Origin of the sequence: Lichenicoccus roseus (assembly GCF_005844085.1) — a bacterium.
In the GTDB taxonomy this organism is placed as follows: domain Bacteria; phylum Pseudomonadota; class Alphaproteobacteria; order Acetobacterales; family Acetobacteraceae; genus Lichenicoccus; species Lichenicoccus roseus.
In genome coordinates, this window is sequence record NZ_VCDI01000006.1 from 83,589 (window position 1) to 95,735 (window position 12,147).

12 protein-coding genes are annotated in these 12,147 nt (G+C 69.0%); 6 read left to right on the forward strand and 6 right to left on the reverse strand.

The features are described 5' to 3' along the window. Positions 1–15 precede the first annotated feature (15 nt). Entirely contained in the window at positions 16–936 is a 921-nt protein-coding gene (locus FE263_RS16210; RefSeq protein ID WP_240759787.1) for an alpha/beta fold hydrolase, read from the forward strand. Positions 937–1,008: 72 nt separating this feature from the next. Here FE263_RS16210 and FE263_RS16215 read toward each other — a convergent pair whose 3' ends face one another. Both FE263_RS16215 and FE263_RS16220 read right to left on the reverse strand, forming a co-directional pair. Next, positions 1,009–2,424, reverse strand: a complete 1,416-nt coding sequence (locus FE263_RS16215; RefSeq protein WP_138327083.1) for an NAD-dependent succinate-semialdehyde dehydrogenase — start codon at positions 2,422–2,424, stop codon at positions 1,009–1,011. Positions 2,425–2,566: 142 nt separating this feature from the next. Continuing rightward, positions 2,567–3,373, reverse strand: coding sequence for a helix-turn-helix transcriptional regulator (locus FE263_RS16220; RefSeq protein ID WP_138327084.1), 807 nt, complete (start codon positions 3,371–3,373; stop codon positions 2,567–2,569). Positions 3,374–3,501: 128 nt separating this feature from the next. Between FE263_RS16220 and FE263_RS16225 the strand changes: the two genes are divergently transcribed. Beyond that, positions 3,502–4,668 (forward strand): extracellular catalytic domain type 1 short-chain-length polyhydroxyalkanoate depolymerase, encoded by a 1,167-nt coding sequence (locus FE263_RS16225; protein ID WP_138327085.1) that lies wholly within the window; start codon positions 3,502–3,504, stop codon positions 4,666–4,668. A 49-nt stretch (positions 4,669–4,717) separates the two neighbouring features. Further along, the gene (locus FE263_RS16230) at positions 4,718–5,128 is read left to right on the forward strand and encodes a DUF7831 domain-containing protein (protein ID WP_138327086.1); all 411 of its coding nucleotides are present in this window, start codon (positions 4,718–4,720) and stop codon (positions 5,126–5,128) included. On the opposite strand, the gene FE263_RS16235 is transcribed toward FE263_RS16230, so the two are convergent. From FE263_RS16235 to ppk2, 4 genes are all read right to left on the reverse strand, one after another. Continuing rightward, complete coding sequence (locus FE263_RS16235; protein WP_138327087.1) at positions 5,116–5,541, reverse strand: GlcG/HbpS family heme-binding protein; 426 nt, start codon at positions 5,539–5,541, stop codon at positions 5,116–5,118. The genes FE263_RS16230 and FE263_RS16235 overlap by 13 nt on opposite strands. Beyond that, positions 5,541–5,882 carry a hypothetical protein gene (locus tag FE263_RS16240; RefSeq protein ID WP_138327088.1) on the reverse strand — a complete coding sequence of 114 codons (342 nt, stop codon included), beginning with the start codon at positions 5,880–5,882 and terminating at the stop codon, positions 5,541–5,543. The genes FE263_RS16235 and FE263_RS16240 overlap by 1 nt, the downstream gene beginning before the upstream one ends. A gap of 88 nt (positions 5,883–5,970) precedes the next feature. Then, positions 5,971–6,909 carry a CorA family divalent cation transporter gene (locus tag FE263_RS16245; RefSeq protein WP_138327089.1) on the reverse strand — a complete coding sequence of 313 codons (939 nt, stop codon included), beginning with the start codon at positions 6,907–6,909 and terminating at the stop codon, positions 5,971–5,973. Between the two features lie 25 nt (positions 6,910–6,934). Next, positions 6,935–7,855: a polyphosphate kinase 2 gene (ppk2, locus tag FE263_RS16250; protein ID WP_205880413.1), complete on the reverse strand. Its 921-nt coding sequence runs from the start codon at positions 7,853–7,855 to the stop codon at positions 6,935–6,937. A 136-nt stretch (positions 7,856–7,991) separates the two neighbouring features. Here ppk2 and speB point away from each other — a divergent pair, with 136 nt between their 5' ends. The 3 genes from speB to FE263_RS16265 all read left to right on the forward strand — a co-directional run bounded on the left by speB (position 7,992) and on the right by FE263_RS16265 (position 12,125). Then, complete coding sequence (gene speB / locus FE263_RS16255) at positions 7,992–8,924, forward strand: agmatinase (protein ID WP_240759788.1); 933 nt, start codon at positions 7,992–7,994, stop codon at positions 8,922–8,924. 392 nt (positions 8,925–9,316) lie between these two features. Continuing rightward, a complete protein-coding gene (locus tag FE263_RS16260; protein ID WP_138327091.1) occupies positions 9,317–10,588 on the forward strand; it encodes a type III PLP-dependent enzyme in 1,272 nt (423 codons plus the stop codon). A gap of 133 nt (positions 10,589–10,721) precedes the next feature. Continuing rightward, on the forward strand, positions 10,722–12,125 hold the full coding sequence (locus FE263_RS16265; protein WP_138327092.1) for a homospermidine synthase: 1,404 nt from the start codon (positions 10,722–10,724) through the stop codon (positions 12,123–12,125). Positions 12,126–12,147: the final 22 nt, after the last annotated feature.

A 12,147-nucleotide genomic window follows, 5' to 3' on the forward strand; every position in this document is an offset into this window, starting at 1 on the left:
ATGCTGCGAAAAACCGTGACGACGACAGGCCCATCATTTGAATTCGATCTGGCGGTCGACCCGATCGAGCAGTTCCGCACTCCAGACCGCACCGGCTCCTATCTCGGCGTCTCGAAACATGGGTTCCACCGGGTCGCCTACGTCGAGTGGGGCGATCCGCAATCAGAGCGTGTTGCGATCTGCCTGCACGGGCTCTCCCGCCAGGGGCGCGACTTCGACCTGATCGCTGCCGAGCTGGCGCGCCGGGGCTGGCGTGTGATCTGTCCGGACCTGGTCGGCCGCGGCCGCAGCGACTGGCTGCGCGAGCCGACCGAATATACGCTGCCGCAATATGTTTCCGACCTCGCCGCCCTGGTAGCCCGCCTCGATGTGCCGCGCATCGACTGGATCGGCACCTCGCTCGGCGGCATCGTCGGCATGCTGATGGCCGGGCAACGGCAATCTCCGGTAAGCCGGCTGGTGGTGAACGATATCGGCCCGTTCGTAACCTGGCAGGTGCTGCAGCGCCTCGCCGAAGCGGTGCGCGCGGCTCCGCTCACCATGCCGGACCTCGCATCGGCGACAAGTTTCGTCCGGACCTCCCTGTCCGGCTTCGGCCCGCTTTCCGACGAGAAGTGGGAGCACATGGCGCGGCACGGCTTCGTCCAGAACAATGTAGGCGCATGGAGGAAGCTTGCCGATTCCGACATCGCAGGTCCGCTGCGCTCCAGCCTGCTGTTCAACCTGAGCATCTGGAACTACTGGGACCAGATCGAGTGTCCGACTCTGGTGCTACGCGGCACCGAGTCGGACGTCCTGCCGGCGGCCATCGCCACCGAGATGACGCAGCGCGGCCCGAAGGCGGATCTCGTCGAGTTCCGCGGCTGCGGCCACGCGCCGGCGCTGATGGACGCCGACCAGATCGCCACGGTGGCGGACTGGCTCGGCCAGGATTAGCGACCGGGCGGTTAGCGCGCAGCGCACACCGATACCGACCGTCCGCGCGCTCCTCGGACAACACCCGGGACATCAGAGCCGGTCGGACCAGACGGTCTGGGCGTTGAGGAATTCGCGCAGGCCGAAGTGCGACAGTTCCCGGCCATAGCCGCTCTTCTTGATGCCGCCGATCGGCACCCGCGGATCGGAGATCGCGTAGCCGTTGACGAACACGCCCCCGGTATTCATCCGCCGCGCCAGCCGGCGGCCGATGCTGCGATCGCCGGTCCAGAGGCTGCCGCTCAGCCCGAACTCGCTCTGGTTCGCAAGCTGCACCGCGTGATCGGCATCGCTGGCAATCGTGATCGCCGCCACCGGCCCGAAGGTCTCGGCATCGAAGGCCTGCATGCCAGGCAGCACCTGGTCGAGCACCGTCGGCGCATAGAAGCAGCCCGGCCCCTCGACCGCATGGCCGCCGGTCAACAGCCTGGCGCCGGCGGCGAGGCTCGCCTCGACCTGGCCGTGCAGTTCGTCTCGCAGGTCTGCCCGTGCCATCGGACCGACCTCGGTGTTCTCGTCGAGCGGATTGCCGACCCGTAGCGCCTTCACGGCCCCGACAAAACGCTCGGTGAAGCGCTCGGCCACCGGCGCCTCGATGATGAAGCGCTTGGCGGCGATGCAGACCTGGCCGCAATTCTGGAATCGCGCGGTGACGGCGGCGCGTATCGCGGCGTCGAGGTCGGCATCGGCGAGCACGATGAACGGGTCGGAGCCGCCCAGCTCCAGCACCGACTTCTTCAGCGCGGCGGCCGCCTGCGAGGCGATCTGCCGGCCCGCCGCAACACCACCGGTCAGCGTGACCGCGGCGATGCGGTCATCGGCGATCACTACCGGGCTCTGGCTGCGGGTCAGGTTGGCGACGGTGAACACCCCGTCCGGCAGTCCGGCCTCCTGCCAGGCCTGTTCCAGCAGCAGCGCCGAGCCGACCACGTTGCCGGCCGGCTTGAGGAAGAAGCCGTTGCCGCCCATCATGATCGGCACCGCGCCCCGCATGGCCTGCCAGTACGGGAAATTCCACGGCATCACCGCATACACGGTACCCAGCGGCAGGAACGAGACGGTCGCGCGGTCGCCCTCGACACTGGTGCTCTCATCCTCCAGCAGCCGCGGACCGTTCTCGCCATACCAGTCGCAGAGCGCTGCGCATTTCTCGATCTCGGCCCGCGCCTGGATGATCGGCTTGCCCATCTCGCGGGTCGCCATCAAGGCCATCTCGTTCTGGCGCCGGCGCAGCACCGACGCCATGCGGTGCAGCAGGGCGGCGCGTCTGGTGGCGGCGGTGTCGCGCCAGCGCTCGAACCCGATCTGCGCCCGCTCGAGCAGGCTGCGCAGCTCGCTGTCGGTCAGGAACGGATGGCGGGCGAATACGACGCCGTCGGTGGGATCGGTCGACACCGCGCCGGGCAGATTGCCAGGATGCCGGTCGGTGGAAGTCTGGAAGGCTGACATGGCTTGAACATCCTCGTGCACCGGCTGCAATGCGGCGCTTGCACAGGCTGGATGTATGCGCCTCGACAGGAGCCCACCAGATAAGCTCTCAACCTATGACCTGCGGTCCCCGTCGGGGAGACCCAGGCCCGCAGGGGGACGCTCAGGGGGGCGCGCGCTCGGATGGGCGCGGGATGTAGGTAACCAGCGAGAGATCGTGCCGGCTTTCCGGGACCATCGAGACGTAGGTCAGGTCGACCGTCCCATGCACCGGATGATCGATGCGCTTCACGCCTTCATCGAAATGCCGCACGTCGTGGTCCGGCCACCACAGCCGGAACTCCGTGCTGCTGGCGATCAGCTCGTCTGCCAGCGTGCGGAACGGCGTCTTGTCGGCCGCCTGCGCCTGGGCGGCGCGGAAGGTCGCCAGCATGCCGCGTGCCACGACTTCCCAATCGACGATCAGGCGCCGGTATGGCGGATGCAGGAACAGCAGCCGCAGGGTGTTGCGCTCGTGCGGCTCCAGGACGCCGTAGTCGGTGAACAGGTCGGCGATCGCGCTGTTCCAGGCCAGGATATCCAGCCTGGTGTTGCGGATGTAGGCCGGCACCGGATCGAGCGCTCGCAGCAGCAGCAGCAGCCCGTTGCTGAGGCTGTCGTCGGGCGGCGCTTCCGGCGGCCTGCGCTCGGACAGCGCGAACAGGTGGACGCGCTCGGTGTAATCCAGCCGAAGCGCCTCGGCGACGCGATCCAGGGTTTCTGGGGAGGCACGGATCTCGCGGCCCTGCTCGAGCCAGGTGTACCAGCTCACGCTGACGCCGGCGAGTTGTGCCACCTCCTCGCGGCGCAAGCCCGGCGTACGGCGGCGTCCGACCGCGAAACCGGCAGCGGCGGGGTCCAGCCGCGCACGCCGGTCGACCAGGAACGCGCCCAGGATCTTGCGCTGCTCGTCGGAAGGCGCCTTCTGCACGACGAACCTCCCGCTGCGGGAAGCATTCTACCATCTCCGCCGGGGGATCCGCATTCCAGCGCTCGACGATCCGGCCAGTGCCGCGTGCCGGACACGATGATCCAGTTTCTTGCAAAGGCGGCCAGACCATGACCGACGGCACCACCCGACGCCCTCGCGCACCCCGCGACTGGCACGCGACAGCCCAGGCCGCCTGGCAGCGCGTCGCCGGCAGCAATATCGCCAAGGCCCCTGCCGGCGCCGGGCCCTCATCGGCCTGGCTCGACTTCGTTCCGGAGGGAGTACGCAGCCTGCTGCGCACCCAGCCCGGTGCGGACCAGCCCGGCGGCTGGAGCGTCCCGCCCGCCTCCTGGTCCCAGCCGCTCCACCGCACTCCCCCGGAGCCCAACGACGCGCCGCATACACCCCGGCCCGATCCGTCCGGAGCCGGCGGCCAGTTCCTGTACGGCACCTTCACCAGCGAAGCCGGCACTCGCCCGTACCGGCTCTATGTCCCGGGCAGCTATGCCGGCCAGCGGGTTCCACTGATCGTCATGCTGCACGGCTGCATGCAGTCGCCGGAGGATTTCGCCGCCGGCACCGGCATGAATGCGGCCGCGGAGGAACATGGCTTCCTGGTCGTCTATCCCGGCCAGCCGGCGGCGGCGCATGCGCAACGCTGCTGGAAATGGTTCAGCGCGCAGGACCAGCGGCGCGACCACGGCGAGCCGGCAATCATCGCCGGCATTACCCGCCTGGTCATGGCGGAGTATGAAGTCGATCCGGCACGCGTGCACGTCGCCGGGCTATCGGCCGGCGGTGCCGAGGCGGCGATCCTCGGTCAGGCCTATCCGGATCTCTACGCGTCCATCGGGGTGCATTCCGGACTCGCCTGCGGCGCCGCACAGGACCTGCCGTCGGCCCTGCTGGCCATGCAGCGAGGCAATCCGGAGCTGCGGCACCGTCGCCATTCGGCACGCGCCCGCCCGATGCCGGCCATCGTCTTCCACGGCGACCGCGACAGCGTCGTCAGCCCGCGCAACGCCGAGGATGTGGTGGCGCAGCTGGCGCAGGGGGCCGGCCTGCGCATCTCGGCGGAGGACGGCCAGGACCCCGGCAGCTATCCGTATCGCCGGACCCTCTACCGGGATGCGACCGGCCGGCCGGTCATCGAGCAGTGGAGCCTGCTGGGAGCCGGCCACGCCTGGTCCGGCGGCAGCGAGGCGGGATCCTATACCGACCGGCGCGGCCCCGACGCCACCCGTGAGATGGTGCGCTTCTTCGCCGAGCATCCGCATCCGGCACCTCCATCATGACGGATCATGCTGTAGCCTGATGCCGTAACCTTCCGGACCGGGGGCTGGCATGAACAGACGGGGCCACCTCCTGCGCATCAAGCAGCTCACGCCGGAGATGGTGCGCGGCATGCCGGACACCCTGTTCGTCCTCGACGACAACATGCAGCGGGCCAGCCCGAGCGATCGCGCAGAGGCGCTGCGCCGGGAGCCAAACGTGATCGGGTTGCCGACGCGCTGGGCGCTGGGCGACGATCCGGCGGCCCTGTTCGGAGATGCGGACTGGCGCTCGAACGGCATCTTCCAGACTATCAGCGACGTGTTCGACGAGATCGAGGCGGCTCTGGTGCATGGCCGCACGGTGGTGGTGCCGAGCGCCGGATTCGGGCAGGCGGGATCCGACCTGCCGCGCCGGGCACCGGAGATACACGCCTTCATCACCGGCCGGCTGCAGGAGCTGGAAACGGACTACCCCGGCTGAGCCTCGCCCCCCGAAGCTGCGAACGCCGCCAGGGCCGCATTGCAGATCGCCTCGTCCTGGTCCGGCTGGGCCCCTGACGAAGCCACCCCGCCGACGACCGCGCCGCGATAGATGACCGGCATGCCGCCGGCCAGCGGCATGCGGCCGGGGAACGACAGCAGGGCGGGATCGTGGGCAACCTGCTGCTCCAGGGCGGCGGTCGGCTGCTGCACGATGGCGGCGGTGCGCGCCTTCATCCACGCCGCTTCCGGCGTGTGCAGCCGGGCACCGTCGAGGCGTTCCAGCGCCAGCAACACTCCGGCCTCGTCGACCACCGCGATGCTGACCTTCACACCGAGCCGGACCGCGGCCTCGCGCGACGCCTGCATGAGGAGCCGCGTCTCGCTCTCCCCAAGCGCTGCCTTCGCAAGCATCAGGTGGAACCGGCGGGGGGCAGGACGGTGGCCTCGGTAACAAGGTGATAGAAGCGGCCCTCGAACAGCTTCATGACCTCGACAGTCGCCGAATGCGATTCGGGACGGATCGACGAGGCGAGGCACGCGTCGATGGCGGCCTGGTCGGGGAAATCCATCTCCAGGATCATCGCGATCGGACGCGCATCCGGATCGGCAGATCGCAGCCGCTGCACCCGCACCTCGGTCACGTTGGGAAAGCGGCGCCAGAGCGGCTCCAGCTCGTCGCGCACCCGGCGGAAGAACTCCTCCTCGTGCCCCGGGGTCACGCGTCCCTCGTAGATGGCGGTTCTGGTCAGCATGGTCGTGCTCCTTTCGGGCCTGCCGAGCCCAACGCCTCGCGCTGCCCCGGTTCCTCCCGCCTCGACCAGGCCCGGCGGCGGCGGTCCGCTACAACAGCTTGCGGAACTTGAGGAAGCCGAACATTCCGATCAGGGACAGCAGGCAGATCACGCCGGCCATGATGGTGCCACCATGCCCGTGCGTGCCGGCGAGGAACATGCCGCCGGTGTTCATGCCGAAGAAGCCGGTGACGAAGGTTGCCGGCAGCATTAGGGCGGTCACGATCGAGACCAGGTAGAGCCGCTCGTTGGCCTCCTCCGCCTGCCGCGAGGAAAGCTCGTCCTGCAGCGAGCGTGAGCGGTCCTGCAACGCGAACAGGTCGTCGGCGACGTTGTGGATCTCCCGCTGCAGGCGTTCGTACACCGTCTGGATCTCCCAGTCGGGCAGTTCGGTGTCGCTGTGGAAGACGCGGTCGAGCGGCGCCATCACCCGCTTCAGGCGGGTCGCGTGGCGACGAACCCGGCCGATGATGCTGCCGACCCCGTCCGGCACGCCGGCGGCTTCCTTCAGGAGGTGATCCTCGGCATCGTCCAGGTCGAGCGCGAGCCGGGCCACCGCCTTGCGCACCTCGATGGTGAAGCTGGTGACGGCGTAGTCGATCAGCGCCGCCGGCGTGTCCATGCCCCCGTCGCCGATCCGGCGATACGCCTCGCCGAGCGTGGAGACCGGGGCGCGGCGGGAGGTGACCAGGCTGGCCGGACTGACCGCGAACCGCCAGGCGGCCACGGCAAAGCCGTCTTCGCCGAGCCGCCCCTCGAGCCCCGGCAGCACGCCGAACACGGTGTGGCCCTCGCTTTCAAGCCGAAGCGTTTCGTCGGCCGCCACCAGCGTGTCCCTGGCGTCCTCCGGCAGGCTGTCCATCGCCTCGATGGCGGGCCGCGCGGCCGAATGCACCAGATCGTAATGCACCCAGTGCCAGCCGGGGCCGATCGGTCCGGCTTCCCAGACCAGCCCATCGGGCCGTGTCTCCGGCGGCAGGATGCTCAACCTTCGATCCTCGGCACGGCGCTGCTCAGAACAGCTCCGGGACGATCATCTCCGGCGGCACCGGATGGCGGACATAGTCCGGGTGGAACACCCGATCCGGCATCGCCACCGGCGTGTGCTCGACTTCGTCGTACGGCAGCTGGCCAAGCAGGTGGCTGATGCAGTTCAGCCTGGCGCGCTTCTTGTCGACCGCCGGCACCACCCACCACGGCGCATCCGCGGTATGGGTGCGCTGCAAGGTGATCTCCTTGGCCGCGGTATAGGCCTCCCAGCGGCTGCGGCTTTCGAGATCCATCGGGCTCAGCTTCCATTGCTTGAGTGGATCCTCGATACGCGCGCGGAACCGTGCCCCCTGCTCCTCGTCGGTGATCGAGAACCAGTATTTCACCAGCTTGATGCCGCTGCGTGTCAGCATCCGCTCGAATTCCGGCACCATGTCCAGGAAGGTCTCGTATTCCTGCTCGTTGCAGAAGCCCATGACGCGCTCGACGCCGGAGCGGTTGTACCAGGAGCGGTCGAACAGCACGATCTCGCCCGCCGCCGGCAGGTGCGCGACATAGCGCTGGAAATACCATTGCGTGCGCTCGCGATCGTTTGGCGCCGGCAACGCAGCGGTGCGGCAGATGCGCGGGTTGAGCCGCTGGGTGATGCGCTTGATCACGCCACCCTTGCCGGCGGCATCGCGCCCCTCGAAAATCACCACCAGCCTCTGGCCGGTATGCGCCACCCAGTCCTGCAGCTTCACCAGTTCGCCCTGCAGCCGGAACAGCTCGCGGAAATAGGTGCGGCGCGACAGGGTCGAGCCACCCTCGCCGCTCGATCCGCCAAGACGATCGTCGTCGAGTTCGGACTCGAGTTCCTCGTCCCAGCTGTCGAGGAAATCGGCGCGCAGACGGGCGATCTGCTCATGATCTACGACAGCCGCATCGGTATCCGGCATCGACATGAATTCCCGGTGTTCAGGATCTGGGCGGTCAGGCTGGCAGACGATGTCCTTGCGATCCAAGCCTTAGCCGGGGCTGTAGCAAGTTGCGACGGTGCAGCCTGCAATCTTCATCAATGTGTCATGGCGGAAGACGCCCGTGTCCCGGTGGCGCAGGCCGGCCTATCCCGCCTATCGTCCGCCGATGACCGGCATCCCGACCTTTGCGACACCCCCCAGCTTCCTCGGCCTGCAGCGCAACGATCGCGCCGCGGCCTACACCGTCGCCGGCATTCCGCTCGATATCGGCGTCACCAACCGGCCGGGCGCACGCTTCGGGGCGCAGGCGATCCGCCAGGCCAGCCGGATGCTGGTCGATGGCGCCCATCCGCACAGCTGGATCGATCCCGCCGCGTTGCCGGTCGCCGATATCGGCGACTTCGAAATCGCGCTCGGTGACCTCGCCGGCAGCCTCGCCTTGATCGAGCAGCAGGCCGCCGTCTGCACGCACCTCCTTGCCCTCGGCGGCGAGCACGGCATCACGCTGCCGCTGCTGCGCGCCCTGAACCGTCGCGAGGCCGCCCCGGGGCTGGTGCATTTCGACGCCCATGTCGATACCTGGCCGGACAGCTTCGGGCAGGCGTACGGCCACGGCTCGCCGTTCTTCCATGCCATCCGCGAGAATCTGGTCGATCCGCACCGGATGATCCAGGTCGGCATCCGCTCGCCGGTGCAGCGCGAGGTGTGGGACTGGACCCTGGCCCAGGGGGTCACCATCCTTACGGCGCAGGACGTCCACGAGCTCGGCCCGGCCATGGTCGCCGAACGCATCCGCATCGTCACCGGCAACGGTCCGACCTATCTCAGCTTCGACATCGACGCGCTCGATCCGGCCTTCGCCCCCGGCACCGGCACACCCGAGATTGGCGGCCTCGCCTCCTGGCAGGTCCAGGCGATCCTGCGTCGGCTGCAGGGGCTGCGCTTCGTCGGCATGGACGTCGTCGAGGTGGCGCCGCCCTACGACGTCTCGGAGATCACCGCCCTGGCCGCGGCCACCGTCGTCTGGGAATACCTCTCCCTGGTCGCACGCTGATCACACCCAAGCTGCATGCATTTTTTGCATAGCTAGTCGGGATCGGCGTCCCCTATATCAGCGATCCCTGCCGGGGTGGTCTACCAGTCCGGCCAGGGTGCTTGACGCAAATCGCACGAGCCGCGAGCCCTCCCACTGGGGCACAGCTACGACGTATCGCGTCCTTTTCGTCCGGGCCGGCCTGAGAGGGCCGGGGTCGTTAGGGAGCCGCCCATGTTGTTGCTTCGGTCCGCTGCGATGCCCAGCCATCGCGACATCATCACAGCCAGGGCTTCGGTGCTTTAGCGCCGGAGCCTAAGCCCACCCGCCTGCGCGTCCGGCAACAGGCCGAACCGACGCGTCGACTGTGATCCGCACATCCCAAGTGTGCCCTGTCCGATCGTGAGCCTGTCATGTCCCATCTCGGTGCCCGTACCGCGGTCTCGGTCCTGCGTCGCGACCTCCCGCTGCATTCCGCCCTGCTGCCTGCGGTCGACGATGTCGTCGCCGTCGAGCAGCCGTCCGAGCCGCTGCACGCCCTGCGTCCGGCCGCGGTGGTCCAGGCGAGCCGCGCCTTCGTCAACGGCTTCGACGGCGACGTGCTCTATGCGGTGAAATGCAACCCCGACCCAAGCCTGCTGCGCGCGGTCTGGGACGGCGGCGTGCGTCATTTCGACTGCGCCTCGCCGAACGAGGTTGCCCTGGTGCGTGGCCTGTTCCCGCGCGCGGCGATCCACTTCATGCACCCGGTAAAGTCGCGCCAGGCGATCCGCGAGGCGTGGGAGCGGTTCGGCGTGCGTGACTTCGTGCTCGACAGCGCCAGCGAGCTCGCCAAGATCCTGCAGGAGACCGGCAACGACGTGATCCCCGCGCCGGAGCGCGGCCTGGGCCTGGTGGTGCGCATCGCGCTGCCGAAGGGCGAGGCGCTGCTCGACCTGTCCGGCAAGTTCGGCGCCCCGCTCGACGAGGCGGCCGCCCTGCTGCGCGCCGCACGCCCGTTTGCGGCCCGGCTCGGCGTGTCGTTCCATGTCGGCTCGCAGTGCATGGATCCGACCGCCTGGAGCCGGGCGATGGAATTGGCGGGCGCGGCGATCCGCGCCTCCGGCATGCGCGTGGACATCGTCGATGTCGGCGGCGGATTCCCGGTTGCCTATCCCGACCTGACCCCGCCGCCGATGGGGACGTATTTCGCCGAGATCGAGCGGTCGTTCGAGTCGCTCGGCCTGCCCGCCGGCACCCGTCTCTGGGCCGAGCCCGGGCGCGCACTGGTGGCAGGCGGCGCCTCGGTGGTGGTGCAGGTGCAGATGCGCCGCGGGACGTCGCTGTACATCAACGATGGCGTCTACGGCAGCCTGTCGGATGCCGGCGCGCTCGGTTTCCGCTATCCGGTGCGCCGGATGCGCCCGCAGGCGCCAGCCTCCGATGCATCCCTCGCGGCGTTCAGCTTCTTCGGACCGACCTGCGACAGCGCCGACGTCATGCACGGGCCGTTCCTGCTGCCGGACGATATCGAGGAAGGCGACTGGATCGAGATCGGCCAGCTCGGCGCCTACGGAGCGTGCCTGCGCACAAGCTTCAACGGTTTCGACCGCACCCATACGGTCGAGGTGCGCGACCCGCCGCTGCTGCAGGGCGTCGCGCCGGTCGCCCCGGCGACGGTGGCCCCGGAGCTGCTCGCGGCCTGACCCGCACGAGGTGTCCGCCGACATCAGATTGTCGGTGGACACCTCACCCGCGAAAAAGTTAGTGGCCTGACGGTCTCCGGAGCTGCCCGCGGCGCCGGCGCACAGGCTGCGCACGACATCAGGAGTTCTGCCCATGAAGCACGTCGCGTTCGGCGGCCGCCTCGTCATGCTCGGCCTCGGCAGCATCGGCCAGGGCGTGCTGCCGCTGATCCTGTCGCATATCGACATGCCGCGCGACCGCATCACCATCGTTACCGCCGACGCCCGCGGCGGCGCGGTGGCGAGCGAGCTCGGCATCCGGGTGCTGGTGCAGCCGATCGACCGCCAGAACCTGCGCGACGTGCTGGCGCCGCTGCTCGAAGCCGGCGACTTCCTGCTCAACCTGTCCGTCGACGTCTCGTCGGTCGCCCTGATCGAGCTGTGTCGCGCGGCCGGCGCACTCTATCTCGACACCTGCATCGAGCCCTGGGCCGGCGGCTATACCGATCCGACGCTGACCCCGTCGCAGCGCTCGAACTACGCGCTGCGGGAGAGTGCCCGCGCCCTCGCCGTTCCCGGCGGCCAGCTTCCGACGGCAATCGTCGGGCACGGCGCCAATCCCGGACTGGTCTCGCACTTCGTCAAGCAGGCGCTGCTCGATGTCGCGCGCGACACCGGCGCGGGCGGCGAGGCCCCCGCCACGCAGGCCGGCTGGGCGGCGCTGGCGCAGCGGCTCGGCATCCAGGCGATCCATATCGCCGAACGCGACACCCAGGTCGGCGGCATCGCCAAGCGTCGCGGCGAGTTCGTCAACACCTGGTCGATCGACGGCTTCGTCGGCGAAGGCTGCCAGCCGGCGGAGCTTGGATGGGGCACCCACGAGGGCGCATTGCCCGCGGACGGACGCCGGCACGAATTCGGCTGCGACGCCGCGATCTACCTGATGCGCCCGGGGGCCTCGGTGCGCGTGCGCAGCTGGACGCCGCTGGAAGGCCCGTTCCACGGCTTCCTGATCACCCACAACGAGTCGATCTCGATCGCCGACTACTACACCGTGCGCGACGGCGATGCCGTGCGCTACCGGCCGACCGTGCATTACGCCTACCATCCCTGCGACGATGCGGTGCTGTCGATCCACGAGCTGGCCGGGCGGAACTGGCAGATGCAGCCGACGCAGCGGCTGATGATGGACGAGATCGGGAGCGGCATGGACGAGCTCGGCGTGCTGCTGCTCGGCCATGAGCGCGGCGCCTACTGGTATGGCTCGCGGCTCACCATCGAGGAGGCGCGCCGCCTCGCGCCGCACAACAACGCAACCAGCCTGCAGGTCACCGCCGCGGTAATGGCCGGCATGGTGTGGGCGATGGAGCATCCGTCCAGGGGACTGATGGAGGCGGATGAGCTCGACCATGCGCGTGTCCTCGACATCATGCGGCCGTATCTTGGCGAGCTGGTCGGCGTCTATTCCGACTGGACGCCGCTGCAGGATCGCGCGAGGCTGTTCCCGGAGGATCTCGACCGCGCGCAGCCTTTCCGGTTCAGCAACATAAGGGTCTGATCCCTGTCGGCACCCATTCCGC